Annotated in this window: 29 protein-coding genes, 1 tRNA gene and 1 pseudogene; 16 read left to right on the top strand and 15 right to left on the bottom strand. The window is 42.3% G+C overall.

Annotated elements, in window-relative coordinates; translation table 11 throughout:
• The 3 genes from OEX01_06355 to proS all read left to right on the top strand — a co-directional run.
• Nucleotides 1-441 (top strand): flavodoxin (locus OEX01_06355; protein ID MDH5448604.1); only part of this gene is annotated, 441 nt, incomplete at its 5' end.
• A 359-nt stretch (nucleotides 442-800) separates the two neighbouring features.
• Nucleotides 801-1,130, top strand: coding sequence for a YbjQ family protein (locus OEX01_06350; GenBank protein ID MDH5448603.1), 330 nt, complete (start codon nucleotides 801-803; stop codon nucleotides 1,128-1,130).
• A 293-nt stretch (nucleotides 1,131-1,423) separates the two neighbouring features.
• A complete protein-coding gene (gene proS / locus OEX01_06345) occupies nucleotides 1,424-2,866 on the top strand; it encodes a proline--tRNA ligase (protein ID MDH5448602.1) in 1,443 nt (480 codons plus the stop codon).
• 7 nt (nucleotides 2,867-2,873) lie between these two features.
• Here proS and OEX01_06340 read toward each other — a convergent pair whose 3' ends face one another.
• Nucleotides 2,874-3,167: a DUF1805 domain-containing protein gene (locus OEX01_06340; protein MDH5448601.1), complete on the bottom strand. Its 294-nt coding sequence runs from the start codon at nucleotides 3,165-3,167 to the stop codon at nucleotides 2,874-2,876.
• Between the two features lie 78 nt (nucleotides 3,168-3,245).
• On the opposite strand from OEX01_06340, the gene pgsA reads away from it, so the two are divergent.
• Nucleotides 3,246-3,848 (top strand): archaetidylinositol phosphate synthase, encoded by a 603-nt coding sequence (pgsA, locus tag OEX01_06335; protein MDH5448600.1) that lies wholly within the window; start codon nucleotides 3,246-3,248, stop codon nucleotides 3,846-3,848.
• On the opposite strand, the gene OEX01_06330 is transcribed toward pgsA, so the two are convergent.
• Nucleotides 3,845-4,135 carry a 30S ribosomal protein S26e gene (locus tag OEX01_06330; protein ID MDH5448599.1) on the bottom strand — a complete coding sequence of 97 codons (291 nt, stop codon included), beginning with the start codon at nucleotides 4,133-4,135 and terminating at the stop codon, nucleotides 3,845-3,847. The two genes, pgsA and OEX01_06330, sit on opposite strands and share 4 nt — an antisense overlap.
• A 147-nt stretch (nucleotides 4,136-4,282) precedes the next feature.
• On the opposite strand from OEX01_06330, the gene OEX01_06325 reads away from it, so the two are divergent.
• From OEX01_06325 to ilvE, 4 genes are all read left to right on the top strand, one after another.
• Nucleotides 4,283-5,209, top strand: a complete 927-nt coding sequence (locus OEX01_06325; GenBank protein ID MDH5448598.1) for a PfkB family carbohydrate kinase — start codon at nucleotides 4,283-4,285, stop codon at nucleotides 5,207-5,209.
• Between the two features lie 12 nt (nucleotides 5,210-5,221).
• Nucleotides 5,222-5,434 carry a hypothetical protein gene (locus OEX01_06320; protein MDH5448597.1) on the top strand — a complete coding sequence of 71 codons (213 nt, stop codon included), beginning with the start codon at nucleotides 5,222-5,224 and terminating at the stop codon, nucleotides 5,432-5,434.
• A 103-nt stretch (nucleotides 5,435-5,537) separates the two neighbouring features.
• Nucleotides 5,538-7,400: a threonine--tRNA ligase gene (locus OEX01_06315; GenBank protein MDH5448596.1), complete on the top strand. Its 1,863-nt coding sequence runs from the start codon at nucleotides 5,538-5,540 to the stop codon at nucleotides 7,398-7,400.
• Nucleotides 7,401-7,467: 67 nt separating this feature from the next.
• Nucleotides 7,468-8,355: a branched-chain-amino-acid transaminase gene (gene ilvE, locus OEX01_06310; protein ID MDH5448595.1), complete on the top strand. Its 888-nt coding sequence runs from the start codon at nucleotides 7,468-7,470 to the stop codon at nucleotides 8,353-8,355.
• Nucleotides 8,356-8,379: 24 nt separating this feature from the next.
• Here ilvE and OEX01_06305 read toward each other — a convergent pair whose 3' ends face one another.
• From OEX01_06305 to OEX01_06285, 5 genes are all read right to left on the bottom strand, one after another.
• Nucleotides 8,380-9,582: an aminotransferase class I/II-fold pyridoxal phosphate-dependent enzyme gene (locus OEX01_06305; GenBank protein MDH5448594.1), complete on the bottom strand. Its 1,203-nt coding sequence runs from the start codon at nucleotides 9,580-9,582 to the stop codon at nucleotides 8,380-8,382.
• 9 nt (nucleotides 9,583-9,591) lie between these two features.
• Nucleotides 9,592-10,878: an FAD-binding oxidoreductase gene (locus tag OEX01_06300; GenBank protein ID MDH5448593.1), complete on the bottom strand. Its 1,287-nt coding sequence runs from the start codon at nucleotides 10,876-10,878 to the stop codon at nucleotides 9,592-9,594.
• Between the two features lie 114 nt (nucleotides 10,879-10,992).
• The gene (locus tag OEX01_06295; protein MDH5448592.1) at nucleotides 10,993-12,093 is read right to left on the bottom strand and encodes a hypothetical protein; all 1,101 of its coding nucleotides are present in this window, start codon (nucleotides 12,091-12,093) and stop codon (nucleotides 10,993-10,995) included.
• A gap of 103 nt (nucleotides 12,094-12,196) precedes the next feature.
• The gene (locus OEX01_06290) at nucleotides 12,197-12,622 is read right to left on the bottom strand and encodes a hypothetical protein (GenBank protein MDH5448591.1); all 426 of its coding nucleotides are present in this window, start codon (nucleotides 12,620-12,622) and stop codon (nucleotides 12,197-12,199) included.
• Between the two features lie 42 nt (nucleotides 12,623-12,664).
• Nucleotides 12,665-13,141, bottom strand: coding sequence for a universal stress protein (locus tag OEX01_06285; protein ID MDH5448590.1), 477 nt, complete (start codon nucleotides 13,139-13,141; stop codon nucleotides 12,665-12,667).
• A gap of 70 nt (nucleotides 13,142-13,211) precedes the next feature.
• On the opposite strand from OEX01_06285, the gene OEX01_06280 reads away from it, so the two are divergent.
• The gene (locus OEX01_06280; GenBank protein ID MDH5448589.1) at nucleotides 13,212-14,351 is read left to right on the top strand and encodes a GH3 auxin-responsive promoter family protein; all 1,140 of its coding nucleotides are present in this window, start codon (nucleotides 13,212-13,214) and stop codon (nucleotides 14,349-14,351) included.
• Here the strand turns inward: OEX01_06280 and OEX01_06275 are convergent.
• From OEX01_06275 to OEX01_06260, 4 genes and pseudogenes are all read right to left on the bottom strand, one after another.
• Complete coding sequence (locus OEX01_06275; protein ID MDH5448588.1) at nucleotides 14,348-14,719, bottom strand: zinc ribbon domain-containing protein; 372 nt, start codon at nucleotides 14,717-14,719, stop codon at nucleotides 14,348-14,350. The genes OEX01_06280 and OEX01_06275 overlap by 4 nt on opposite strands.
• 220 nt (nucleotides 14,720-14,939) lie before the next feature.
• Nucleotides 14,940-16,130 carry a nicotinate phosphoribosyltransferase gene (locus tag OEX01_06270; GenBank protein MDH5448587.1) on the bottom strand — a complete coding sequence of 397 codons (1,191 nt, stop codon included), beginning with the start codon at nucleotides 16,128-16,130 and terminating at the stop codon, nucleotides 14,940-14,942.
• A 55-nt stretch (nucleotides 16,131-16,185) separates the two neighbouring features.
• Nucleotides 16,186-16,725, bottom strand: a complete 540-nt coding sequence (locus OEX01_06265) for a hypothetical protein (protein ID MDH5448586.1) — start codon at nucleotides 16,723-16,725, stop codon at nucleotides 16,186-16,188.
• Nucleotides 16,726-16,855: 130 nt separating this feature from the next.
• A pseudogene (locus OEX01_06260) lies at nucleotides 16,856-17,088 on the bottom strand (TIGR04076 family protein).
• Nucleotides 17,089-17,225: 137 nt separating this feature from the next.
• On the opposite strand from OEX01_06260, the gene OEX01_06255 reads away from it, so the two are divergent.
• Genes OEX01_06255 through OEX01_06245 form a run of 3 tightly spaced genes read left to right on the top strand, consistent with a single transcriptional unit; the run spans nucleotide 17,226 to nucleotide 21,138 of the window.
• Nucleotides 17,226-18,431, top strand: a complete 1,206-nt coding sequence (locus tag OEX01_06255; GenBank protein ID MDH5448585.1) for a hypothetical protein — start codon at nucleotides 17,226-17,228, stop codon at nucleotides 18,429-18,431.
• A complete protein-coding gene (locus OEX01_06250) occupies nucleotides 18,428-19,948 on the top strand; it encodes a hydroxymethylglutaryl-CoA synthase (GenBank protein ID MDH5448584.1) in 1,521 nt (506 codons plus the stop codon). The genes OEX01_06255 and OEX01_06250 overlap by 4 nt, the downstream gene beginning before the upstream one ends.
• Nucleotides 19,945-21,138 carry a hypothetical protein gene (locus OEX01_06245; protein ID MDH5448583.1) on the top strand — a complete coding sequence of 398 codons (1,194 nt, stop codon included), beginning with the start codon at nucleotides 19,945-19,947 and terminating at the stop codon, nucleotides 21,136-21,138. The genes OEX01_06250 and OEX01_06245 overlap by 4 nt, the downstream gene beginning before the upstream one ends.
• On the opposite strand, the gene OEX01_06240 is transcribed toward OEX01_06245, so the two are convergent.
• The gene (locus tag OEX01_06240) at nucleotides 21,100-21,543 is read right to left on the bottom strand and encodes a transcriptional regulator (GenBank protein ID MDH5448582.1); all 444 of its coding nucleotides are present in this window, start codon (nucleotides 21,541-21,543) and stop codon (nucleotides 21,100-21,102) included. The genes OEX01_06245 and OEX01_06240 overlap by 39 nt on opposite strands.
• 100 nt (nucleotides 21,544-21,643) lie before the next feature.
• Here OEX01_06240 and OEX01_06235 point away from each other — a divergent pair, with 100 nt between their 5' ends.
• Both OEX01_06235 and OEX01_06230 read left to right on the top strand, forming a co-directional pair.
• Complete coding sequence (locus tag OEX01_06235; protein ID MDH5448581.1) at nucleotides 21,644-22,642, top strand: hypothetical protein; 999 nt, start codon at nucleotides 21,644-21,646, stop codon at nucleotides 22,640-22,642.
• Nucleotides 22,643-22,920: 278 nt separating this feature from the next.
• On the top strand, nucleotides 22,921-23,658 hold the full coding sequence (locus OEX01_06230) for an ECF transporter S component (protein MDH5448580.1): 738 nt from the start codon (nucleotides 22,921-22,923) through the stop codon (nucleotides 23,656-23,658).
• On the opposite strand, the gene OEX01_06225 is transcribed toward OEX01_06230, so the two are convergent.
• A complete protein-coding gene (locus OEX01_06225) occupies nucleotides 23,626-24,414 on the bottom strand; it encodes a coenzyme F420-0:L-glutamate ligase (protein ID MDH5448579.1) in 789 nt (262 codons plus the stop codon). The two genes, OEX01_06230 and OEX01_06225, sit on opposite strands and share 33 nt — an antisense overlap.
• Before the next feature lie 156 nt (nucleotides 24,415-24,570).
• On the opposite strand from OEX01_06225, the gene OEX01_06220 reads away from it, so the two are divergent.
• Nucleotides 24,571-25,563 carry a hypothetical protein gene (locus tag OEX01_06220; protein ID MDH5448578.1) on the top strand — a complete coding sequence of 331 codons (993 nt, stop codon included), beginning with the start codon at nucleotides 24,571-24,573 and terminating at the stop codon, nucleotides 25,561-25,563.
• A gap of 22 nt (nucleotides 25,564-25,585) precedes the next feature.
• Here OEX01_06220 and OEX01_06215 read toward each other — a convergent pair.
• Both OEX01_06215 and OEX01_06210 read right to left on the bottom strand, forming a co-directional pair.
• Nucleotides 25,586-25,693, bottom strand: a tRNA-Leu gene (locus tag OEX01_06215).
• A 50-nt stretch (nucleotides 25,694-25,743) separates the two neighbouring features.
• Nucleotides 25,744-25,869, bottom strand: a complete 126-nt coding sequence (locus tag OEX01_06210; protein ID MDH5448577.1) for a hypothetical protein — start codon at nucleotides 25,867-25,869, stop codon at nucleotides 25,744-25,746.
• Between the two features lie 155 nt (nucleotides 25,870-26,024).
• On the opposite strand from OEX01_06210, the gene OEX01_06205 reads away from it, so the two are divergent.
• Nucleotides 26,025-26,232 (top strand): hypothetical protein (locus tag OEX01_06205; GenBank protein MDH5448576.1); only part of this gene is annotated, 208 nt, incomplete at its 3' end.

Below are 26,232 nucleotides of genomic sequence, written 5' to 3'. Positions count from 1 at the left end.
GTAACTAGTGGGGATATGGATCTGGATGTACTGAAATTCGACTTCATATTTGCCGGATCTGGAGTGTATGGGCAGCTCCCAGGTAAACCCATGATTGAACTTCACAGGAGGCTCCTGCAGAAATACAATGAGGAAGGCGAGGTAAAACTTACTTCCCCACGAAGACCTTCGGCAAACGTCGTAGTTTATTGTACTTATGGAGGTATGCACACGGGTATCAATGAGGCAATTCCAGCGGTTAAATTCATGGGACAATTATATGACCACTTGGGTTACACTATAGCGGGAGAATGGTACATAGTAGGAGAATATAAGACAAATAGATTCCGCGACCATTCAATCAGTGGGCGTTTAGGTGACATTCAAGGAAGGCCAAACACAGAAGACCTCAAGGAAGTGGCTGAAAAGGTGAAAGGCATCTTTAAAGCATTCTCATTCTAGCGTGCGATGCGTACGCCTCGACAAAAAATGAGAAAAATGCGAGTGATGTCTCCATTATGGGTGGAGTTCAAATACCATCCCTGGCACCTTGTGTCTATAATGAATGCAAAGCAACGTGCTCCGCGGCTTGTTCTCTGCGTAACTTCAAATGAAGAGGGTAGAAGACTTAGGCTACTATGCACAGACGCACATTTCATTTTCTGACGGTTTTTTTACCGAGTTTCAGCAAATATGAAGAATGATGGTATCCTATCAAATTAAAATGCGCGCGCAAACCGCCCATAGAATGTGAAAAAACTTTATGAAGTGAAAGGACATTATGAGTATGATGAGTCGGAAAGTTTAAGGGAGGTGAGTTAATGGGAGAAGACCTTATTTTAGCGACGATGCCAATGATCCCGAAATATGAGGTTGAAGAAGTTTTCGGAGTTATATATGGTTCCAGTACGAGGACAAGGGGAGCGCTGGGTAGATTTGTTTCAGGCATTCAATCTATTACTGGAGGAAAGGGCACTGCATACGCAGAGGAAGTTGAAAAAGCGCGAAAGGAGGCTCTAGAAGATTTAAAGAATGAAGCTAGAAAAATGGGAGCTAACGGAGTTCTTTCCATAGACTTTGAAACCTCAGAAATTCTGGAAGGATTTATTCTCGTAACTGCTTATGGAACAGCTGTCAAACTGAGAAAATAAAGATCCAAAGACTTCCATCCATTCCAAAGCGAAAGTAAGCTGTATACTTGTGCTAAGGATATGAAGTTAAGCGCGCGTTTACACTGTCGCCACTGACTATTACGTGATTGTTGTTACCCAGAATCTCCGAACTACTGCTTTGCCGACAAGCTCTATCCAAGTTAAGACAATGGCGTTAGCCAGCTTGGTTACGGCTGCAGCGTAGTCTAGCTTCCACACACACAGCTTCCCCTCATCGCTTAAACGTTAAAATATCCAAACGGTAATAAACTCTGTAAAAGCTGGAACAACTCATGCTAACCTCAAAACGCGAAAAACGAGACAACCAGTTCGGCGAATGGTTTCGCCAAGTGCTAATAGATGCAGAAATCTTAGACTACCGCTATCCAATCAAAGGCTGCGGCGTCTGGCTTCCCTATGGCCACAAGATGCGCAGATTAGTCACTCAGCAGCTCAGAAACTTGCACGACGCCACAGGACACGACGAAATTCAATTTCCAATCATGGTCACTGAAACCAACCTCCGCAAAGAAGCCGCCCACATCAAAGACTTCGAAAACGAAGTCTTCTGGATAACCCACGGCGGCTTAAAACCATTAGAAATCAGATACGCACTAAGACCAACCAGCGAAACAGCAATCTACCCCATGCTCAAAATCTGGATACGAAGCCACGCTGACTTGCCAAAAAAACTGTACCAAATCGGAAGCGTATTCCGCTACGAAACAAAAACCACAAGACCCATTATTAGGGTACGCGAAGTAACGACCTTCAAAGAAGCACACACTAGCCACGCTACGCTTGAAGACGCAGAAGCACAAGTCAAAGAGGCCACTCAAATCTACAAAGACTTCTTTAACGCTTGCGGCGTCCCCTACGTAATTAGCCGCCGCCCAGACTGGGACAAATTCCCGGGCGCTCTCTATTCAATCTCTTTCGACGTCATTATGCCTGATGGACGCACCTTGCAGTCAGGCACAGTGCACAGTCTAGGGCAAAACTTCTCCAAAGCATTCGACATCCAATACGAAACCTTAGACGGCGAACACGAATACATCTGGCAAACCTGCTATGGCATAAGCGAACGCGGAATCGGCTCGATAATCAGCGTTCATGGCGACGATAATGGCATTGTATTAACGCCTCTGCTTGCCCCCATTCAAGTCATAATTATTCCGATACCGCATAAAAAAAGCCAACAATCAATCATGGAAGCATGTGAGCAAATTGCCGAAAAGCTAAAAAGCCTAGGCTTCAGGGCTGAAATTGACAAAAGAGAAGAACTAACTCCAGGTGCAAAATTCTTCCACTGGGAACTCCGCGGCGTTCCAATTCGCATAGAAATTGGTCCAAAAGACGTTCAAAAGGAACAGATTATCCTTGTACGCCGAGACACCTTCAAGAAAGAAGCCTGCAAGATCAGTGACTTGCCATCCCAATTGCCCCAGCTAATGGATCAGATATCAACCGAAATGCGAGAAAAGGCTTGGAAATGGATGAAAAAGCGAATTTACAGAGTAGACAGTTTAGAAAAAGCAAACGAACTGTTAAGGAAAAGAGCTGGAATTATAGAGCTCTTCTGGTGTGGTACAGAGGAATGCGGGCACAAACTTGAAGAACGTGTAAATGCTTCTTTGCTAGGAACGCCAGTTGACATCGAAGAAAAAATTGAAGGCAAATGTCTCGTGTGCGGCAAAAAAGCGTCAAATTTAGTGAGAGTGGCAATAACCTATTAGAAACAGATTAAAACAGCAACTTTACAGCCTCTCGCCCTTTCATTCCCTGCTTTATGCCCTTCATCTTAGCTTTAGACGTAACCGCCTTAACTTCTGCATCAAGTACATCATCAAAAGTTTTAACACCGCTAACCATCGCCGCTGTCACACCAAGCCTCTCAGCCACATCCACATTTAAGAATCCACACATAACAAAGCCCCTCTCCCCGATAACTGCAACGAGAGGAGGAGAATCCGGCAAATCTACCTTCAAGCCCAGCGCAGTTTTCCCATCAACTTTCAACTGACCAACTTCAATCATCATAACCACCTAGTTTCTTACTTTTCAGAACCACGTTTTAAATAAAGATTGCCACCATAAACACTACCGCGAAGCAAAATGCTGACACGCTTAAAAAAACAAGTTCAATCCATACTCTCAACAGAGGCAAAACTGCTACACAATCTAGGAATGACGCCGAACCAAATTAGCGCAATAGGAATTTTCCTAGCTTTTCTGGCCGGCTGCTTTTACTGGGTGTGGCATTACAATCATCTTTTTCTCATCGTCGCACCAATCTTTTTCCTACTCTCAGGACTCTGCGACGCCTTAGATGGAGCTGTCGCAAGACTCCATGGCGAAACCACAGTCTTCGGCGGCTTTCTAGATTCCCTGCTTGACCGCTACGCAGACGCATTTATTCTGGTAGCCATAACGGTCAGCGGCTTATGTGATGTTTTCTGGGGTTCTGTTGCTCTTGTCGGCTCTTTACTGGTAAGCTATGCCCGTGCAAGAGCTGAAGCTGCTGGAGCCAAAATGGAAACAGTTGGTTTTGCAGAGCGAGCGGAACGAATACTCATATTGACAGCAGCTAGTTTTGTTGCCTTCTTCTGGCTGGACGCACTATGTTGGAGTATAATAATTGTTGCTGTCTTAACAAATCTCACCGTGCTTCAACGCACGGTCCACTTCTACAATGCATCCAGAAAAAAAGAAAGTTAGTATCTCTTCCCTCGGCGTCGTTTTCGCTCGTTTTTAGCTCGCACTTTCACCACACCATGATGTACGGCGCATGAAACACAGTAATACTTTGTATCCACAGGTGCAGCGATGTAAGCGCCTTTTTGCCGTAGTTCCTTAGCTAAGGCATAATCCACCATTGAAACTCTCTTTGAAACACGCTTAGCCTTGTCACGAGGCACGAGTTCACCGCAGCCACTGCACTGAACCAACGCGCTTTTTCCTTTGCCGCCTTTTGATCTTCCGCGGCTTTTTCGCTTAACTGGCAAACGTTTCAAGTCCCTTTTACAAATAGTGAATTGCAGAAGAGACTTATATATCCACGCTTGTTGATCTTAACAAATATATGAGTTTTTCAAAGAATTAATATTACGTTACGTTTGCAAATATTGAACTTAGTAACCTGAGGGCAGTATGTGTTTGACCTAGTTACAGTCGGCCATTTTGTAATTGATCTAATAATTTCGCCGAGAATACCCTGTCCAAAAACAACATTGGGTGGCCCCGCTGCCTTTGTTTCTCTAGCAGCAAATAAGCTAGGTGCAAACGTAAGCGTAGTTTCTAAGGTAGGAAAGGACTTTCAGAAACATCTTGCATGGCTTCACCAAAAAAATGTAGACTTGTCGCAGGTGAAGATTGTGGAAAACGCCTTCACAACAGCTTTCTTACTCACGTATGACAATGGGAAACGAAAACTTCAACTGAAAAATAGAGCGCCTCAAATTTTCTCAAAAGATATATCCACCTCTCTACGCGCCAGAGCGATTCACGCAGCACCAGTGGCAAACGAGCTATCGGTAGAAGTGATTCGAAAGCTGAGAAGCAGGACGCCGTTATTATCCGTTGACCCTCAAGGATTTCTGCGGGAATTCGACGAGACAGGTGGTGTGAGACTAAAAAAGTTGAGCGATATGAGCTTTCTCCAAAACTGTGACGCTTTCAAATCGACAATTCAAGAAATTAAATTGATGACTGGACATGCTAAAATTAGAACTGCAATGAAAAGGATTCATAAATGCGGCGTGAAAATAGTCTTGGTTACGATGGGCAAGAAAGGGATACTAGCACATTTTGGCGAAAAATTCTATCATATTCCCGCCTGCAAACCCAAAATACTCAAAGACCCAACAGGCGCTGGCGACGTTTTCATTGGTGCCTTTCTAGCGGAGTACATTCGTAGCAGAGAGCCTTTGTGGTGTTGCTGTGTCGGTTCAGCTGCCGCATCCTTTATCATAGAAGATGTTGGTTCTCGGCGTTTCGGTGAAAAGAGTGAAGTCTACGAGAGGGCAACTAAAATATATGAGAAGGGAATTAAGCCATTGCCAGATGATACTGTTGTTTAGAGGGTGCAATTGTTGGGAAAAATCGATAAAGGCGTAAAATGTAGTGTTTCAGGCTGTGAAAAAGACGCGGTTCGTTCTATTGCCGCGGGTAAAGTTACCGCCGCTGGGTTAAAAATCGATGAGGAGAGGAGAGCATATCTCTGCAAAGAACATTATAAGGAGTTCAAGAAAGCCACAAAAAAAGATAGAACGCTGGAAAAATGGAGACATCAAGGCTCACGTTAACGCGAGGATTTGTTTCGAGAAAGCAGAAGCAACAGTTTTTCCAAAAGCATTTTTAGAAAGCTAACCAAATTATAAGAAAGCCAATTAAAGCTGGATGACTAATTTGCGCATACTTCAACTACACTCAAACTACATCAAATACAAGCCTATACAAAAGGAAATCGACTTAGCCGAAGAGGCAGAGAAGAAAGAAAGACGGATAGAAGAAGTTGTTGTCCTTTTTACCGCTATTGAAGAGGGTGACAACAAAACTGCAGCAAAGCAAGCTGTCGAGGAAGTTCAAGATTTTCTAGAGAAACTCAAAGTCAACAAAATTCTAATCTACCCTTACGCACACTTGAGCAGTGAATTGGCAAAACCCGCAGTGGCGCTCAAAGTCATTAAGGCAATGGAAAAATATGCAAAAGAAAAGCGCATAGAAACCTTTCGCGCACCTTTCGGCTGGAACAAGCAATTCACCATTTCAATAAAGGGACACCCATTAGCAGAACAGTCAAGAGTTATCCAGCCAGGCGAAGTGAAAATAGAAGAGAGAATTTCTGAAGCTTTGAAAGCTGAAGAAAAAATGAAATCTTCTTGGCATATTCTGCAACCAGACGGAAAATTAGTGCCTATTGAAAAATTCGATTTCACAAGGCATGAAGATCTCGAAAAATTCGCTAAATACGAAATTTCGAAGATGCAAGCAAGTCAACAAGCGCCTCCGCACATAAGGTTGATGAAAAGACTTGAACTCGTTGACTATGAGCCGGGTAGTGACCCAGGAAACTTGAGATGGTATCCGAAGGGGCGGCTAGTCAAGTCTTTGATTGAGCAGTTTGTCACAAGGACTATGGCAGAGTATGGTGCTATGGAAGTTGAAACTCCAATTATGTATGACTTTCATCACCCCAGCTTAAGCGACTATCTAGACCGATTCCCCGCAAGACAGTATACCCTAAAGTCTGAAGACAAGGACCTTTTCCTCAGATTCGCTGCATGCTTCGGACAGTTTCTCATGCTCCATGACGCCCAGTTCTCGTATCGCCAACTTCCGCTAAGAATCTATGAGTTGACGAGATACAGTTTTAGGCGAGAGAAAAGCGGCGAAATAACTGGGCTACGACGACAACGCGCCTTCACGATGCCGGACTGTCATGCACTCTGCCTTGACTTGGAACAAGCAAAGAAAGAATTTGTAGTCCGGTTCAAGTTGTGCATGAAAGTCCTAAAAGGTTTTGAGCTGGGAAAAGAAGACTACGAATTAGCGATAAGGTTTACAAAAGATTTCTACGAAGAAAACAAAGATTTCATAGTCTCGCTGGCAAAGTTATTCGCGAAACCAGTTTTAATTGAGATGTTCAAGGAAAAAGCGTTCTATTGGATTCTAAAATGGGAATTCAACTTCGTCGACAACCAAAACAAAGCCTCCGCTCTATCAACAGACCAGATTGACGTGGAAAACGCCTGCAGATACGACATCACCTACATTGATGAAAAAGGTGAAAGACAACATCCACTAATTCTGCACTGTTCACCGAGTGGTGGAATTGAAAGATGCGTCTATATGATGCTAGAAAAGGCATATCGGGAGCAACAAAAAGGGAAAGCTCCTATTCTTCCTCTCTGGCTTTCACCTACACAGGTCAGAGTTATACCTGTATCAGACAAGTTCATGAAAGACGCTGAAAACATCGCTGAAAAAATTGCCAAATATGAAATACGGGTAGATTTTGACGACCGCTCTCTCACACTGCAGAGGAAAGTTAGAGAAGCAGAAACCGAATGGGTAAACTACGTAATAGTTGTCGGTCAAAAAGAAATTGACTCAAGGATTCTGCCTGTTCGAGACAGAGTTGCTGGAAAAATCAGAAAGATGAAGCTTCAAGAGCTGGTGGATAACATTTTGAAAGAAAAAAGAGGCAAGCCTTTCAAACCGTTACCACTGCCTAAAAAATTATCTCAACGACCTCAATTTTATGGCTAGGCTACTTTACAAAAAGTATATCAAGTAATTGCGGATATTGTAGAGAATCTAAAAGGGGATGCTAAGAATGGAGAAGGAGCTTCTCATTTACGTAGATGGAAAGTACTATCCAAAGTCAGAAGCGAAGATTTCAGTCTACGACCATGGCTTCCTCTACGGAGACGGCGTATTTGAGGGAATACGAGCTTACAACGGCAGCGTATTCAAACTAAAGGAACACATCGACAGACTGTATTCATCTGCACGCGTCATAATGCTAGAAATTCCGATAACGAAAGAGGAAATGATTAATGCTGTTATAGAAACGCTGAAGAAAAACAACCTTACCGAATCGTACATCCGCCTAGTTGTTTCCAGAGGTTTAGGTGACCTAGGTCTTGACCCTCGAAAATGCCCCAAACCGACAATAATAATCATCACCGACCGGATAAAACTTCACCAGGGAGGAGCGAAAGAAGAAGGTTTAACAGCTATAATTTCATGGGTCAAACGAGACGCGGTGGATGCAACATCGCATGAAGTGAAATCTCTAAACTATCTAAACAGCATACTTGCTAAGATTGAAGCCAACAGCGCAAACGTCGATGAGGCGATATGTCTAAACAAACAAGGGTTTGTGTGTGAGGGAGTTGCAGAAAACATATTCGCCGTATCTAATGGCGTAATTATAACTCCGCCGACATCTACCGGTGCTTTACGCGGAATAACAAGGAATGTAGTCATTGAAAATGCGAAAAAACTTGGATACACGGTGGTTAAGAAAGAAATTACACCTTCAGACCTATTCCTCGCAGACGAAGTGTTCTTTACAGGAACAGCAGCAGAAGTAGTTCCAGTGAAGGAAATAAACAAACGAAGAATCGGAGACGGAAAACCTGGCCCAATCACTCGAAGGTTGATGGAAGAATACCAGAAACTGGTGAGAGATCCTAAGGAAGGTGTGCTTATTCGCTGAAAAACGTCTACTCTGGAATAACCCTTAAGACTTCATGAATTTTTCTAGCCTGTCAAACGCATTTTCCAAGACTCCGATGGGCGGCAAGAAGACCCCTCTGACATGACCTATGCCATACGTATTACAAAAGCCTGAACCATGCACAAAGAGAACACCCGTTTTTTCCAAAACGTCAAGAACAAATTCCAAGTCCGTCTTCCAACGGTGTCCAACATCATGTATTCTTGGAAAAACGTAAAAAGCTCCTTTCGGCTTCGTACAACTGATTCCCTCAATTTCGTTTAAGCGCTTCCAAGCGTAATCTCTTCTTTTACGCAATTTTTCAACCATCTTTGTAATGTGTTCTTGCGATCCATTCAAAGCCGCTACACCTGCCTTTTGAACAGGAGTATTAGTGCATAGTCTAATACGAGATTCTTTTTTGACGCTTTCCTTTAGCATCTCCAACCTTCCTTCTGGGTCGTGGAAATAGAAGTATCCCAGTCTCCACCCAGTAGCTAAGTAAGCCTTAGAAAAACCATTCAGCCCAACTACTGGAAAGTCCTTTGCAATGGAAGCTGTACTTATAAACTGTTCTTCATACACTATCCTGTCGTAGATTTCATCAGACAAAACCAACAGGTCATTTTCGGCTGCTAAGTCAACAATTTTCTTTACTGTGTTCTCGTCATACACGGCGCCGCAAGGGTTGTTTGGATTTATTATCACAATGCCTTTTGTCTTTTCAGAAATTTTTAACTGCATATCCTCAATGTCAGGCTGCCATCCTTCTTCTTCAACAGTCTTGTAAGATACGGGTTTTCCCTCAAAAAACTTGGCATACGAAGTATACGGCGGGTAGGTGGGACCAGGCACTAGAATTTCGTCGCCTTTTTCGATTATCGCTGCCATAACCATGAATATACCTTCAGAAACACCTGTAGTGACTATGACGTTTTCGGGTAAAATGTCAATGTTGTTAACACGTTTTTCTTTTTTGCAAATTGCTTCTCTTAGCTCTAAAAGTCCCTCTGAAGGACCGTACCAATTTTCTCCGGCTTTTACTGCCTCAAAAAGAGCCTGTTTAACGTGTTCAGGTGTATCGAAATCGAATTTTACCGGGTCGCCTATGTTAAGGTAAGTTATCTGTTTTCCTTTTTTTTCAAGTTTTTTGGCGAATCCAATAACGTCTCTAATTGCGTATTTTATTGTGCTGGTTCTTTTAGTAACTTTTAATGGTGTTTTCAAGTTGTTCACCTATATTATGAGTTTTTCTGGCTCCACATGACGCTTTGCCATGCCAAGGTCGCTTACTCTAAACTTTTTGTCCCCATAAAGGTTTGTGTATTCTTCACCTTTATACAAGGCTGCGGCAATTTGGCCTATAGCATCACCTTTCATGTTCCCACTGCCGCTGCAACTTCCGACCACCAACAAGTCGTTTTCTTCAAAAATAACGGGTTGCCCATCGATGGTATTAAGCGCATACTGACCTGCCCAAGAACCATAAGGCTGCGCTCCCAAAAACTGAGGAAAATACTTTGTCACTACTTGATAGATTCCATAACGGTAAAAATTTTCTTCAGATTGAGGGTCATCTTCTAGCTTAAAGGCTCTTGGAAAATCGTCGCCATAGCTCAGCCAAAAAGCGTTTTCATCCACGGCAGGTTTAATGTAAATCGCTGGTTCTGGCAAAATTGTGAAAGGTACACAGTCTTCCACATTGAAGCCTCTGACACCTAAAAGCTGTCTCAACGCTGTCGTTGATGCCTTCACAGAAAAAAGTTGACGCTTTATAGGTTCCATCGGCGCGTAAACTCCAACTTGATGAAGCAGAGTATTCGCCCACACGCCTGCAGCAATAATGGTTTTCTTCGCTTTAATTGTGCCTCTGTTAGTGTCAACTCCGGCAGCCTTGGATTTTTGCCAGAAAAAGGGTTCATCAGGCATTCCTAAGGGCTGCTCTGGCTCTACTAGTATCTTCTCAGCTTTCGTGTTGTATAGAATTTCTCCGCCCATCTTTTGAAATTCTTCTTTGTAGAACTGAACTAGCAAGTCTATGTCGATGGACCCTGCCTTAGGAACAAATACTCCTTTTTCCACATCTGCTAATCCCATCATTTGTGCCTCCTCATCTGTTGTAACTTTTGTTCTAAGATTGAGACGCTTTGTCAACTCTTCTTCTTCATACACTTCATATCCAAGGCCGTTTTCTGCCATAGACCTAAGAATAGGCTCTATAATCCTATAATGTTCTTTTGAAAAAAGCCACAAATAGCCAGCCCATTTCAACTTCAAATCTACGCCTAGCTGGTTTTGAACATGCTTGAAGAATTCAACCGTGGTATCCACTAAAGTGAGGTTTGTATGAGAGTAGAAGAAACATCTGAACATCGCAGCGCTTTTAGCGGTATTTCCTTGGCCGGCTGTGCTCATCTTATCTATGACAAGAATTCGGTCGTTTGGTCGCTGTTTTTTAATGTGATAAGCAGTTGCTAATCCAATTATACCTGCGCCTACGATAACAGAATCATATTCTGTCATGTTGTGTCATCTCGCCTTGCAAAGCTGTTTAGAAACTATCAGTAGGCAAGAGGTTAAAGATTAACGCTTCGCTAAACTCGTGTCTTGGAATTAGAAGATTGCTGAATTAAGAGCCTATTCTTCGTCAGGAAACGTCTTATATTCATATATAGAGAAGCCTTGCGTTGTATAAACTGTTATTTTTATCTCTTGACCTTTGAACTCTCCCCAATCCCACAAGCATTGAAGGGTAGCATTTTCACCTGGCATAAGCCCCAGTGGTAATACAATTATTACTTTTACATCCTCGAAAATTTGAGTCCCATTTGTAATTGTTACTTTGTTGATATTGACAAGATGCGGCGATGACGGTAGATTGGAAATTGTTACATTAAATCCACTAGTGTCAGATGCATTGAAAGCTATATCAGTTATATTAAGCATCACAGAGGGAGGCAAGGATTCTGTTTTGATTGCAGAATAACCTTGCAATGTTTTCACGGTAATTGTGTGAGAAGAACCATCCAAAGCACCTTCTCTCCACAAGTTCCAGTTACATAAAAAAGTCTTACTTTGGCCTGGTTGAAATTGCTGTGGAAGTGTAGCATTTTCATCTTTTAACGTTATGTTTTGGGATGGAATGCTCGTAGAATCAAACATTATTTCTGTTATATTTAATGGTATAAGAGATTCCGCTGCATTCCCTATAGTCACATTAAAACGCTCAACAGTTACTGTGGTGTCAAGATCTACACTAACAATTTCCAACTCTACTTTACCTGTTTTATATGGAAATGTTGCGCCCGAGTCATTTTGCAGAAATACGGCAACACGAATAGTTTGACCCGCGAATTCTCCCCAGTTTCTTGTACACTTGAAGGTTATAGCATCGCCTTTCGAGAGGGGATGTGGAATTAACGGCTCTATGGAACTCGCTGGAATGTTATAAATTGTTTCCAAATCATCAGTCGTAGCGATTATGGCAATACTAGTTATGTTCGCATCAGCTTCCGAATAAGATGGATTTAGAACTGTCACATCGAAATAAGCGCTATCTTCGAGAGGAAATGTAACATTCGTGATTGTTATTGTAGTTATGCCTTCGGGAATCCTATGCCTTATGTTCACATAGTATCCTTCTGTCCACAAGTATGATAGCACAGCACCTACTATTCCAGACGCTAAAAGCAAAATTAACAGAGAAAGCGTTGAAATGCCTCTTGTGTGCCTTAACATAGTTTGCATATTTTGTTCCTCGGTTTTAATGTGATGTTTATTCTGATTTGTAAAGGGAGTAAATAAGTATTAAGCGACCAATTTTGGTGCGTTAAATACTTATCTAACCTTTGCGTGTTTCTTTTCTTGTGTTGTGCGTTTTCTTGAATAAAAGCGTTTTGCGTGCGCGCGCAATACGATATAAAGTTAGCACAACGCAAAAAACAAACACTGCTACGAAAAAAATTGAGCCGCCTAATCCAAGCCATGCCATAGGACTAGGTTCGACAGTTCCAAATATCCATGTTAGAATACCTATGACACCCAAGAGCGCAAACAAACCTAGAATTTTGAATTGGCGGATAATCCATGTACGCCCTGACATCGTTTTACCTAAACGCAATGATTTGCCACAATGAGGGCAGTTAACTACCATACCCTTGGTTTCGCTTCCTGTTCCTAGTGATGAGAACGATTTGTGGCAATAGTAGCAGATGACTAAGCCCTTATTTTTTGCTTCCTGTCCACTACACGAAGAATTCATTGCCATTGTGTTGCCACTAAGTTATAACTCGATATATTTTTCTATAAGCTATCTTACCACTAATACGGGGCATGGCGCATATGTCAACACTCCGTTGGCTACGCTTCCTAGAAGGAATCTTTTGATTCCAGTTCTGCCTTTAGTTCCCATAACAATAAGGTCGCAACCTTCTTTCTCAGCAATTTTTGTTATTGCATGAACAATTGATGGTTGATCTTCAACGATTTTTGTCTCAATTTTAACTTTAGCTCTTTTTGCCATTTTCTTTACTTTGTTCATGTAGTTTTCCGCCATCTTTCTTTCTTCATTGGAGATTGTCATAGGAATAGGGGTCATCATGTGGGTTGGCATTCCTTCTATGGGCGTAGGCGTCAAAGCGTAAGCGGGTAAATGTATCACATGCACGGCAACAATGTTTGCTTTTACTCTTTTTGCTATATCTATTGCATATTCTGCAGCTTTGTCTGACGGCTTTGAACCGTCAACTGGGACCAAAATTTTTGTAATCGAGACGTTTGTTGACATTTTTGCTTCCTCTATTCTTTTTGTGGATTCTCTGACTTAAACTTTATGAGGGGATCCTAAGTTACTGTCAATGATGTTTCCTAAAATATCTCCAGATGATTTCTTACGAGCATTAGTTAATCCATGGTATCAAGCCCTCGAAAATCCAACAGAAGCTCAAAACCAAGCTCTACAAGATCTAATTGAGCACTACCGAAAAACCGATTATGGAGAGCAACATTCCATAAATGATATCAAAAATATCGCAGACTTTCAACTGAGCTTTCCCAAAATTAGCTACGAAAAACTACTACCACATTTGAAAGAGGTAAAGAAAGGAAATTATCGAGCCATGCTTTCCGAGCCTCCAGTCTGCTGGGTTATGACAAGGGGTTCTACAGGCGTCTCAAAGATTCTTCCTGCCACAAAGACTCATCTTGAGCAGATATTTTCATGTGGGGCAAGGGCTTTAGTCAACTATGCGTTAAGGGAAAACGACTTCACTGTGTTGATTGGAAAAGTTCTCAATCTTAACTTTCCTTCTACCGTAGCAACAATGGAGACAAGTGGGAAAAGGGTAAATTACGGTTACAGTTCAGGTACTTACGCGAAACTGAATCCCATGCTTAACCAAGTGAGCTTATTGCCGAAACAAGAAGAAATCGATGCGTTGGGTCTCGGCATAACTAGGTCGGATTGGGAGAAACGGTTTGAGCTTGTCTATCAGAAGGCGTTGAACCAGAATGTTACTGCTGCAATGGGCGTTACACCTGTGATTTTATCTTTTGCCAAATACGTCGCAAATAAACATCGGAAAAAACCGAAAGAGTTGTGGCGGCTTAAGGCTCTCTTTTGTACGAGCATAAGAAAAATCCAGCATAAGTATGCACCTAGGTTGAAGTCTTACTATGGCACAGTTCCAATAGTGGAAATGTATACAGCCACGGAAGGTGTATACGGTCAGCAACTTGACGACCTTCCTTACATTAGTCCTAATTATGACAAATACTTGTTTGAGGTTGAAACTGGGCAAGGGATTAAGATGCTTTATGAGCTTAAAAGGGGTGAATGGGGACGATTGATTGTTTCGTCTTGTCTTTTTCCACGGTATGATATTGGTGACATGATTGAGGCTATGGGTAAAAATTATTTTCGAGTTTTTGGTAGAGCAACTGCTTTAACCATTTTGGAGCATAGGTTGTATCGGCTTTTGTACGGATGGCTTCTTTAGGGTCGCGGGTTTGTTCTAGATGCTCTAGTCGCTCCACGAATGGCGAGGATGATGATTACTAGGCCAATGGCTACTAGGAAAAACGCTCCACGCCATGACTCAGGTAGCTCAAAGAGAGTTGTTATCAAAGATGTTGCTCCAACGACTACAAGGATTAGGCCGCCGATCAGCACCCAAAAACGGCTAGTTTCTCTTTTTTCGTGTTTCTCAGCTTTTTCTTCCTTCTCACGCTTTTCATGTTTTTCGTGTTTCTCGTATTTCTCGTAAGCCTCTTCAGGAATCTTTTCAGCTTTAAGCGAAGCCCCACACTTTGAGCAATACTCCATTTCTTCTGTAACTTCATTCCCACATTTTGGACAGTACGGCAAACTGTTTCACCACAACTAACTATTCTGTTTGGTTGATGCTTAAATATAAGCGTTAAAATTCCGTATGCAAGCATGTTTTTGACGATTCTACTGCTTTTTACACGTTATTGTTCTTCTTCCAAGAAATCAGCCGAGCGTTCATAATACATGTATAAGGGCGTACGCTTACGCTAATCACCTTTTAAATCATGAGTCCACAACACTTTCCCAATTGAGTAGTTCATTCAAGTGAAAGCTTTGCCAACTGCTTCAACACGTATTTGCGGATTTCCTTTGGCTTAGGTAACTTTGCTACCACTTTTCCTTTTTTAACAAACGGTCTTAACATGCGCTCTGTTTTACCTCGACATTTTGGGCATCTAGGCTGAGGTTCATCATATGGCAAAACTACGTCAGCTAAACATTTTTGGCATCGCCACACTTCCTTTCGCCCTCCAAGCTTGCCCCGCTTTGCGCACAATTTCCCATCCATCTCAATTATATCCATGGCAAAGTTTACGGTAGGCGAATTGCTTACGTATGTGCCTACGCCGAACGCGTCTGCACCCGCATCGCTCAGCTGTCTAACTGATTCCTCGTTCAAGCCTCCAGAAACGAAAATCTGGACGTGTTTATAGCCGCGAAGATTCAGTTCCCAGCGTACCTCTCGCACAATCTCTGCGAAATCACCTTTACGAGACGCTGGAGTATCAAGGCGTACGGCTTTCAGATTTTTTACAGCTTCTGCAGCCATAATTGCCTCCATCTTCTCATCCGAGTACGTGTCCACCAAGACAACACGAGGCACATCTTCTTCAATTATGCTGTCGAAAGCTTTCCATGCCTTGATTTGATCGCCTACAACTATGATGAGAGCATGGGGCATAGTTCCCACAGGTTTGGTATCTGTTGTTTTTGCGCCTGTCAGACTGCTAACTGCGTCAAATCCGCCAATAAAGGCTGCTCGGTCTATTATGGATGAAAGAGCTGGATGCATGCGACGAATGCCAAAAGAAATCACGTTTTTGTTTTCAGCAATCTTCTTCACTCTCGCTGCTCGAGTGGCGATTCCCGAGGCTTGACAAATAAGACCTAGAAGAGGGGTCTCATAGAGGCAAAACTTTCCGTAAGAGCCTTCAATTCTTAAGACGGGCTCGCGAAAACCTTGATAGTCAGTGGGATAGAATACTGTTCCTTCAGGCATTGAATAAACATCAACGGGAATGCCCCTAAACAGATGGGCTAGTTCTTCGATGCCGCATAAAATGCTCCAAGGCCAGTTTTCTGGAAGGCGACCAGGAGTTACTTCTGCTACAACACGGATTTTTTCCAAGCTTTTAGCTTCTAAAATCTTTTTTGTGTGTACAAAGTAAATGTCGGTTGTTTCCGCTTGTTTTATCTCTTTGTCGGAGGCGACATGGAAAAGGCGCATTTAACTCTCTCCACAATTTTATTTCAATGAATTATAGCGATGTTTATTTAAAGGTTCAAGCAGTGCTTACCAACAAAAGTAGCTGGATGAACCCGACCTCTACCACTGCTGCTATAAAAAATAGTAAATAAATCACTAAAAGATCCCGCATTGTCATGCTTCTTTTCAGCGTTTTCTGTATTGTTAAATAAATTCCGTAGCCCTCAATCAATCCGTTGGGCAAGCTTAACAGAACAACCGTAGTTAAACCGTTTATGAATACTGTTCCGAAAACAATCATGCTAGCCCTGAAAATACTTAACAAAATAATCATGAAAGTAAACACCAAAGCAAAGACTCGTGGATGCTGGAGCACAATGTATTCATACTTTTTCGGCTTGAAGAAAGAAAGAACTAGTTCAACGTAGAAAGTCATCGCAAGCAGAATAAGAGAAACCACAAGAACGTTATGGATAAAAACTAATATCACAGCAACAGGTGGATTGGCAAACAAATTTCCAGAATACCTAAAGAAAACCATATTTTCAGCAGATGCCGACACTAAGAAAATCAGCAAACACATGCCGAGTAGCACCGTTCTCTTTTTCGAAGCCATAGTAAGGGCCACAAATCCTACGTGTTCACTAGTAAGTGAATAAAAACGTTACCTAGCTTTTCTATTCACGCCTAATTTCAAACACAACTGTTCCGCCAAAAGTGTATGGAGGCCTTGGGTCGAGACATTAAACATAGCCCACATTCTCTTCGTTCTTCGTTAAGCCTAATTCTTTGAAGCTTATTTCTCTTCTCAACGCAAAGAGTATGTATGCCATTGACCCTAACGCATGGATACGCAGGCATCTGTTTCCTCCAAAATTATTTTTGGCTCATCAAGAACTATTCTGTCTCCAACCTTGAATACTGGACATTTTCTGCGAATTTCCTTAACAGTTACAACAATTCTGTTAGCCTGTCTCATATGTTTTCCAAGTTTTCCTTGTTACATCTAAGCTGTATTTTTTTAAATGTGGAGTCTTCTGCAAGATGGCAAACACTTAAGAAAGATACTTATATAAATGGATAAAAACTTTGTAAAGAAAGGAGTTAATATTCATAATGAAGGGAATGTGCCCGGCTATCGTCAGCGTGGGCAGAACCAAGTTTGGGGAGCATTATGAAAGCGCGCCTGAAAGCTTGGTTGAGGAATCTGGGCTGTCAGCTTTAAGCTCTGCAAGTATTGAACGTAGAGATCTAAATGCTTGTCACTTTGCAGACTATTTTCTTCCCATAACCAACAAGTTAGGGCTTGAAGAGGGGTTTCTGTCTGAACTCTTAGAGCTAAACGTTCCCATGGAAATCACACGTTCCTTTGGTTCTGCTCTCTCGAATGCTTGCAACGCCGTTCTGGCAGGGAAGTATGAGCTTGTGCTTGTGGGTGGAATGGAAAAGATGACGGATCGGTGGGACAAAATTAGAGACGACCTTATGCTTCTGGAGGATCCGTGGAGTTATTATGCTGGATGTACGCCAGAGGCGAATCATGAGCTTATGCTTAGAGCATACATTAAAAGATACGGGGTCACTGGTGAGCATCTTGACGTTTTAAACACGGCGTTGGCTGAGTTTTCTGTAAAGAATCACCGTAATGCCATGAAAAACAAGTACGCCCAGTTTCACAAAGAAATCTCTGTAGATACAGTTATAAAAGCAAGAGCTAGGGCAAGAAGACCTTTAGGCTTGTTCGATTTCGCACCAATATCTGATGGTGCATCTGCTTTGATATTAACAAATTCAGATTTGGCTGAGTCCTACACTGACAAACCAGTCTACATTCGGGGTTATTCTCTAGCTACAGACTATATTACTTTCCCCTCGCGCAACGACTTGACAGGCTTCGTGGCTACTAGACTGGCGATTAAGGATGTTCTTAAGACATCGGATATTCGACTGGATGACATTTCAATTTTGGAACTATATGATTCGTCTACTATGATGGGGATGGTTTCTTTAGAAGATTTGGGGTTCTGCGAGAAGGGCAAGGCTTGGATGGATATTTACAAAAGTTCTCAGGAGAATGAAGACTACTTTGAGCTTGACGGTAGAAAAGTCTTTGTAAACATGAATGGTGGGCTTAAAGCTGATGGAAATCCTTTGGGTGCCACAGGAGGGGCGGAGATTTTTGAGGTTTTCCAACAGTTGAGACGAGAGGCTGGTGAAAGACAGGTAAAAGCAGATGGTGAACTCAGATACGGTTGTGTTCACGAGTTGGAAGGCTTCGGAACCAAAGCATATGTGTACGTTTTAGGGAGGCAATTGACGTGAGCAGTGAACCGATTGAAAGGCGAGTTTCCTATATAGGCGATAGATTGCGTGGTAGTCGTTGCATTATTTGTGGAAAAGAATACTTCAAACTTAGAGACTACTGTGGTGCTTGCGGAAGAGAAAGCTTCGGTAAGATGGAACGCATCGACTTCTTTTACGAGGAAGGAACACTGGAAATTTGCACTCTTGTCAATAAACCTACGAACAAGTTCACAAAATTGGGTCCATACATCTACGGAATCATTTCTTTCCACGATGACAAAGTGCGTTTTCCAGCTCGATTAACTGATCGCATAATAAGAGACGAGGAAATCATCCTAGATGATTTGGAAGGCAGAAAGATTGTTCCTAGGTTTAGGAGAAGACATGCCGTGGATCCAAGCGGAATAGTGCCAACAATCTCTCTGGCTTTCTCATTTGCTGACGAATACTATCCTTACCAAGAATATAGAATAGTGAAACCTTCGAAGGAATACGAGAAACCGGGAATAGTAGGATATGGCGTTTATTCTTCCAAGTTCAGAATTAAAGAAGGAATAATAGAGCGATCTATCCCCTTCTTAGACGAAGACGCCATAACCGCAGCCGTTGAAGCTGGAAAAATGGCACTTATCCACTCAGGCATTGATCATAGATCAGTTGGCAAGGTATATGTAGGATCAGAGTCCAACCCCTACGCTGTTAAGCCTATTGCTTCCAAAGTAGCTCAGGTGCTGAAACTTGGCGAAGAAGATCGAGCTGAAGGCGTCCAATGCGTAGATGCAATAGACACAGAATTTGCATGTAAAGCGGCAACAAGCATGTTCAAAGACGCCGCTTCTCTAGTCTATTACCCAGATTCAGAAGAATCTTACGCCATGGTAATCGGAGCCGACAATTCTCAATCTGCCCCAAGAGACGAACCAGGAGGCGAACTAGACCTCTTCGTGGGCTACGGAGGCTGCGCCTTCATCTTCGGCATGGATGACGTGATAGCTCAATTTGAAGGCTGGGTCTCAATTACATCAGACACTCCAGATTTTTGGAGGAGAGACACCCAACCTTACCCGAGCCATGGCGGCAGATTTACAGGTGAACCAGCCTACTTTAAGCACGTAACAAAAACTGTTAAAAGCCTCATGGACCGTTTGAAGCTTGAGCCTCGCGATGTAGACTATTTCGTGGCACACCAGCCTAATGCTGCTTTTCCAACACGTGTTGCGAAGTCTTTAGGGTTTAAAGAGGAACAGTTTCTGCCAAGTTTACAGGTTGCAAAATTTGGAAATACGTATTCAGGGTGCTCACCTATCGGTTTAGCAGCTGTTCTTGACATAGCGAAACCAAATGACAGAATTTTATTAGCAAGTTATGGTTCTGGAGCTGGAAGTGATGCATATTCGTTTATTGCCACAAGCCAGCTAATTGACAAGAGACCTAGACAAAAATTCACTATAAACTATCAAGTTGAAAACAGGTTTATAGATTACGTAGATTACGGCACTTATAGAAGAATTAAACAAGGAATGCACACAACGTGACGATTGACGAGGTCCAATCCTTAGAAGAAGAACAGGAAAAAAAGCAATCTGGGCAGTTTGTGAAATGGATATTCAAAGTGCTCTACTCACCGATGAAGACTTTTGAAGAGATCGTGGAGAAACCAAATGTTAAAGGTCCAATCCTAATTTTGTTGATAACGTTGCCCATAGTTCTCGGTGGACAATATATAAGTGGGACAAAATTTTTCTTAGAAAATCCAGCGCCTGAAAACGATTTGTGGACAGAAAAACCGTCCAACTCGACATCGTTTTTGTGGAGTTCCAACGACAACATAACTTTTGACAACAACGATTACATTGTAGGCAATTTTAGTGTTTCATCTTCTTTGACTAATAGTTCGCTGATTTGGATGCGCTTGACAGACATAGGGAGTTTTAATTGTTCTGAAGAGGAATACAGTCGCTTGTCTTTTAGGATAAAATGGGTGAACGAAGCAAATGTTACTCCAACTGCAATTTTGCAGCTGTTCTCGTTAAACAATGAAAGTAACAGGTTTGAGTTAGATGTAGGGCCTTTGGTAGCAAACAGCAGTGATGTCTGGGCAAACATTACCGTTAGTCCAGCTATTGACGGTTGGATGGAAGTGCGCGGGGACTCTACCAGTTGGGCAAACGTGACTGGGATAGGCTTCCAGCTAATGTGGCCTAGTTCTGTAAATCTTACTGTAAAAATAGATGATTTATTTTTTGGAAAGTATGTTCCTATTTCATCTTTAAGCACCTTTGGCACGCAACTTGCATATTCAATTATGCGCAGTGGCTTTGATTTTTTGTTGGAGTGGTTGATTCTTTCTGGAATAGTTTTGTTAGCTTTAAAGAGTTTTTTTGATTGGAAAGGGTTTTGGAAAAATTTGTTATCGAGTGTTGGATACGTTTATTCAGCTTCTATCGTTTATTTAGGGGCTCTTGTTGTGTTGTTTCTTGTTTTGCCTCCGATTTTCCTTCCTTATAACATCACTTATTTGGAATACCTCGACATCTACCAGGGTAGTTGGGGTATGCCGATTTCTGTTTTGACTTTGTTGTCTTATGGGTGGGCTATTATTCTCTGCACTATTGCTTTGAAAAAATTGCATGAACTTTCTTGGAGTAAAGCTTTTATTATAGGTTTTGGAGCTGTTGTGATGAGCTTATTGTTCAGTTCCATTTTGCTCGGCGTGTTTCTTTAAGCTTTTTAGGTTTGTGAGGTCGCAAGAAGAAAGGAAACATAGTTTGCATTGTTTTATGTCTAGTGCTGGGTCCGCGCGTTTGCATAGTTTGCACATGAGGTGTTTTTCTCGTATGAGTTGGCATGCGGTGCAGATTCGTAGTATAAGCGTTGTTCTGTCTATGTTGCCATTGGCTAGTGAAGCGGCAGTTTCTACGATTTGTGTTTTTACTTCTTCGTGTTTTTCTATTAGGAGGATTCTTCCTCTTACGTGGTGGGTGTATTTACTTACTGCTGTTTGGGTTATTCCTAGTAGGTTGGCTGCTTCTTTTTGTTTCATTCCGTATGTTTTTGTGAGTTCTTTTGCGAGTAGGGCGCGTATTGCAGGGACGACTGATTTTACTGCTACTTCGCATGGGAGTTTCATTTTTTTTGCTCCGTTTATAGTGTTGTGGGGAAAGGTATATAAGCATGACGCATGTCATAATATATGACGTGTGTCATAGAAACGATGGAGGAAACTCGTTTTGAAAAAAACTTTTCCTTTCTCCCCTCAAAGAAAAAGGCACAATGATGACCAAGCTTCTATGACATACGCCTCGCTTGAAGTGCATGCGAAGAGCCGAAAGCTTGTTGGGGATTCGTTATGGCTGTCGAGGAAGATGGTTGATGACGGCTGTACGTTGGAGCAGACGTTGCATTTGATGGAAGAGAGGTGCAAAAGTTGCAGTGTTGCTTCTCCGATGTTTTGTGTGGATCAGTGTGAGACTTGGAAAGTGAAAAGGGAGCTTCGAGAAACAAGTGAAGTGCTTTCAAAAGATGATCATGGGCTTAAGTTGTTGAATGCTATTAAGAACCGGAGAAGATTGGCTATACTTGACGTTCTTTGGGAGAGACCTTTATCGCTTGATGCTTTGCAGAAGAATCTTAAGAGCTATGGATTCTATCATAGCCAGAAGACGATTGGTGAATATTTGAAGCCGTTGTTGAGTGCTGGCTTAGTTAAGGAATGGGATAATCGCTTTGGTTTTACGTTGTATGGCAGGAAGGTTCAAGATGCCGTGGTTAAGCATGGTTTTGCAGGACAGCTGCCGGTTCATTCTGGCGGGTATGAGGAGAAAATACTAAGAAGTCTTTTAGATGGTGCGAAGACTCGTGGCGAATTGCTTGAAGTTGCTCCTGCGAAGAGTTTGTCTCGGACTTTGAAGCGTCTGCAAGAACGTAGACTGATAGCAAATGATTCTCCTTCTGACCGCGTTTTCTACTTCCGCTCGAAGCGAGCATTGTCTTTAGAGCAACTTTCGCCGACGCAGAAAAGAATTTGTGACTTAATCCCGCAAGCCGGCATTTCTGCTCACGACTTGTCTGAAGTCGCGGGTATCAATTTGCGTAGGACGTATAGGTATTTGCGGAGTTTAAGGGGTAGGAAATTGGTGTTTAGACGGAACGTGCCAATTAGATACGAGTTGACGGTTTGGGGAAGGACGACGGCTGAGTTTTTGGTTGAAGTCGCGGGTATTGAGTAGACGTCGCACATGTAGGTGTCATTTCATCAAAAGGAGAACATTCATGTTTTATTGTCGGCTACCAAGCTTTCCAAGCTAGCCAAATCAGCTGCACGTCTTCTTCCGCTATTATTTGATGGATGCTGTTTGTGGGTATGTATATCACTGTTTCAGGCTTTTTTGAATGATTCTTCTCCGACGATTGCCTTTTCTTTTCCTTCTAAAATGATGAAAGTTTTTGCTTGTTAACACATACATTTTAAAAATTAGAAAAGCGTTAATGCTCAAAGGAAACAGAAATGAAAATAAATACCCTAGCGTTATCAACAAAAAACATAACATTAACAGTTGTTTTTGCGTCGTTTTACACGGTTTTCTCTTCTTGGAACCTGTTTCCGTTGGTTGGTGGGCAAGGAAGCTTTATTCAAGCAGGAGTTGTGATGGCTCCGTTGGTTGGAATCATACTTGGTCCTTGGCTCGGCATCTTTTCAATAGCAATTGGCGGAGCCATCGGCGCTTTGATGTCGCAAACTGGCCCTTTCGGTCTGTTCAGCTTTGTACCTCACGTGGCTGCGGCGCTGTGTGCAGGCTTGCTTTGCAACAATAAAAGATGGTTTTGCAGTGTTTTGTATCTTATTTTGCTGCTTGTTTTTGCTTTTTATCCTGTGGTCGGACCTGCTTGGTTGTGGCCTCCTTTTTTGTGGTTGCATGTTGCTGGTTTGGTTTTCGTGTTTTCTCCATTGCAGTCGAGGGTTGATGAGTTTTTGCGTGAGAATGGGGATGCGTTTAAGCTTGCTTTTGGGGTGGGGATAACGGTGTTTATTGCTACTCTTTTTGGTCATGTTGTGGGTAGTTTGATGTTTGAAGTCTTTTACTGGCCTAGTTTTATTTCTGAGGTGAGTGCTTGGAAAGCTGATTGGCAACTTATTATGTGGCTTTATCCCGTAGAAAGGTTGCTGATTGCTGTAGTTTCGACGTTCATCGGAGCTGGATTGTTGAAGGCTTTAAGGATTTATGGTTTCAAGATTGGTGGTTGAAATTTTAAATGCAGATGCATAGACGCATTTATTGGGTGGAATCTGCATTTCTTTTGGAGAAACTTGGTCTTCTGTGAATGTGACAGGTGCGTTTTTGATGAGGACGAAGGGTGTTTTCTTGTTTGTTTCTCCCATTAGCAGGTGGGCTGTGGATGCGAGGTCATCTGCTATTGCGTGTCGAGTGATTAAGAGAGGTTTTTGAAAAAGGTCTCTTTTGCTTCTGCAGTCTTTTACTGGTTTGAAGCCCGCTACTGCTAGGGCTAAGCCTCTGGTGCCCATTCTGAGGGGTGCTACTTCGCTGTCCACTATTAGGACTCCTACGTTTTTTCTGGTTCTTTGTCGCATTTCGCGTCGTATGGCTTCGGCTTGTTGTTGAGGGTTTAGAGGCCATAGTGCGGCGTATCCTTTTGGAGCGTTTTTGTGGTCAATGCCAGCGTTTACAGTTAAGATTCCGTTTTTTAGTGTCAAAACTGCTTTTTCGGTTCCTCCGTAGATTTTTTCGGCTTCTTCTAGTATTAGTTCGGCAAATTCTGGTTCTAAAGAATATTTTTTGGCTAGCGTCTTTGCTTTTTGGGATGGTGCGATTTGATTTAGTTTAGTTATTTGGTCTTGTGTTGTTGCTAGGGCTTTTGATGATATTGCTATGAGGTCTTTGTTTTCTAGTTTTAGGTTGTGTTTTTTTGTTGCTTGGAGAAGTATGTTGACTAGGTTGTCTTTTGGTTTGATGAGTGGGGATTTGATGGCGAAAACTTGCATAGACGACCCTTCGCTCTATTGTTGTTTAAACTAATAAACTGTAACGAAATGGTGTGGCAGGCCGGATTCGAACCGGCGAACCCCTACGGGAAAGGGTCTCTAGTGCCAATAAAAATAATTATTTAAACTGATGCATCAACTGTTAGTTGATGAGGAATGCGTTGGTTCGTCTTTTCAATTGTTGGATTAGTTTTTCTATCAATAGGTGTAATCTTGTTAATTGTGGGACCTAGAACTCCTGTTTACTATGCGGGTGGCGGAATCTCTATCGGCTTTAATGGGACAGTAGTTCATGGAACTGCGCCAACCTATTGCGAGATTCCTGTTTCACTTACTCCTAACACTCTCCATGTACGTATTGGGGCAGAACAGGTGCTGAGCGTGAAGCTTACTCATCCCAACGGTACTATTGTAGCAGTATGGGAAAACGAAACAGTTTATGAAGATTATGTCTTGTTTGAGGTTGGCTTATGGCGGATTCGTGTCATAGAGCCTGAAAGTGTTCATGCCTTGGGTGAAATTTTTACCACAGCGCCATTGCTTGCTCACCCTTCACTGATTTATGCTCCAGGACCGATTCTTCTAGGTTCACTGAGTTTGCTGTATTCAAAGAGCAGAAGGAGACTTGAGTCTTATTACGAAACTCTGTTATTTGAACAGAACATCGGAGGGCGCTGGATTCTCTTGGCATGGATTCCAATTCTTGCCTTCATAAGCTATGCACCGCATTATATTCCTAGATTTCCTTGGCTCTACATCTTATTGATAATGCTGACAGTTATCGCAGTATTTTCTTCAACAGCGTTTGCTTACGTTAAGCTCTGTATTTCAAAGAAAGGTTTGCTTTTGGAAGCCCCTTTCTTAAACTTCTCAAAACATTACAGCACTAATGAAATCTACGGCTATACTGTAAAAAAAGTCAAAGAACAACGGTGGTTCTTTTTGAGGCCAATCCCTTCGCTACGCGGCAAAAAAGAGGATGAAGCAACTATCTCAGTACTAACCTTGATCCCAAAATTGCTGTGGGTCTTAACTCTTGGATCAAGAATTTCTGGAAGCCAAATAATCTTCAGACCGAAATCGTTGCAAGACTTTACACTTGCAATGGATAAGCTAGACGTAGTTAAGAAAGACTCCGCCGCATTCTAGCAACAGGCAAATTTGTGAAACATGGTGCGGCGGGCCGGATTCGAACCGGCGAACCCCTACGGGAAAGGATCTTGAGTCCTTCGCCTCTAGCCAACAAACCATTTTATTGACCTGGCTTGGCTACCGCCGCCCAACCAAACAATACACCAACAAAGAAAATAAAAACGTTCCCAAGACCCGTTACTTCTTTCCCAGCACAATCAACCTTAAACCTGCCAGCTCAAGAGCCAACCCAAAACCGATAAACCCCAAATCATACAACAGCATATCCATCCCCCAATCCTTGTCAACATTCAACTTAAACACATAAAGCCCCCACCACAAACAAACCAAAAACCATCCCGAAAACATATTTGAATCCAAGTAGGAAGGTCTAGACACTGTGCTGAGAACACACACAGAGAACCCTAAAATACCAACAAGCAGCAGAAAAAGCTCAAAAGGCAGAACTCACAGTAATAATGAACAAATGCATAATGAAGGAGCATGGTTGCTTGTTTGAAGAAAAAGACACCGAACTAGAAAAAATCAAGGCAAAGAAAATACAAGAAATGATAAAACAATCAAAAAGCAGCGAAAAAATCGCTACCCCAATCACCATAACCGACGCCGACTTCAATGACACCGTCAATAAATACTCGCTAATAGTTATAGACTGCTGGGCACCTC

This window comes from Candidatus Bathyarchaeota archaeon, from assembly GCA_029882535.1.
Classification (GTDB): domain Archaea; phylum Thermoproteota; class Bathyarchaeia; order Bathyarchaeales; family SOJC01; genus JAOUKM01.
This window is presented reverse-complemented; position numbering and strand designations above follow the sequence as displayed.

Bases quoted from the DNA above. Each gene is read 5' to 3' on its own strand.
- OEX01_06350 (MDH5448603.1), top strand. From the start codon at position 801: ATGGGAGAAGACCTTATTTTAGCGACGATGCCAATGATCCCGAAATAT.
- proS (MDH5448602.1), top strand. From the start codon at position 1,424: ATGCTAACCTCAAAACGCGAAAAACGAGACAACCAGTTCGGCGAATGG.
- OEX01_06340 (MDH5448601.1), bottom strand. From the start codon at position 3,167: ATGATTGAAGTTGGTCAGTTGAAAGTTGATGGGAAAACTGCGCTGGGC.
- pgsA (MDH5448600.1), top strand. From the start codon at position 3,246: ATGCTGACACGCTTAAAAAAACAAGTTCAATCCATACTCTCAACAGAG.
- ilvE (MDH5448595.1), top strand. From the start codon at position 7,468: ATGGAGAAGGAGCTTCTCATTTACGTAGATGGAAAGTACTATCCAAAG.
- OEX01_06300 (MDH5448593.1), bottom strand. From the start codon at position 10,878: ATGACAGAATATGATTCTGTTATCGTAGGCGCAGGTATAATTGGATTA.
- OEX01_06295 (MDH5448592.1), bottom strand. From the start codon at position 12,093: ATGTTAAGGCACACAAGAGGCATTTCAACGCTTTCTCTGTTAATTTTG.
- OEX01_06290 (MDH5448591.1), bottom strand. From the start codon at position 12,622: ATGGCAATGAATTCTTCGTGTAGTGGACAGGAAGCAAAAAATAAGGGC.
- OEX01_06285 (MDH5448590.1), bottom strand. From the start codon at position 13,141: ATGTCAACAAACGTCTCGATTACAAAAATTTTGGTCCCAGTTGACGGT.
- OEX01_06280 (MDH5448589.1), top strand. From the start codon at position 13,212: ATGATGTTTCCTAAAATATCTCCAGATGATTTCTTACGAGCATTAGTT.
- OEX01_06270 (MDH5448587.1), bottom strand. From the start codon at position 16,130: ATGCGCCTTTTCCATGTCGCCTCCGACAAAGAGATAAAACAAGCGGAA.
- OEX01_06265 (MDH5448586.1), bottom strand. From the start codon at position 16,725: ATGGCTTCGAAAAAGAGAACGGTGCTACTCGGCATGTGTTTGCTGATT.
- OEX01_06255 (MDH5448585.1), top strand. From the start codon at position 17,226: ATGAAGGGAATGTGCCCGGCTATCGTCAGCGTGGGCAGAACCAAGTTT.
- OEX01_06240 (MDH5448582.1), bottom strand. From the start codon at position 21,543: ATGAAACTCCCATGCGAAGTAGCAGTAAAATCAGTCGTCCCTGCAATA.
- OEX01_06230 (MDH5448580.1), top strand. From the start codon at position 22,921: ATGAAAATAAATACCCTAGCGTTATCAACAAAAAACATAACATTAACA.
- OEX01_06225 (MDH5448579.1), bottom strand. From the start codon at position 24,414: ATGCAAGTTTTCGCCATCAAATCCCCACTCATCAAACCAAAAGACAAC.
- OEX01_06220 (MDH5448578.1), top strand. From the start codon at position 24,571: ATGCGTTGGTTCGTCTTTTCAATTGTTGGATTAGTTTTTCTATCAATA.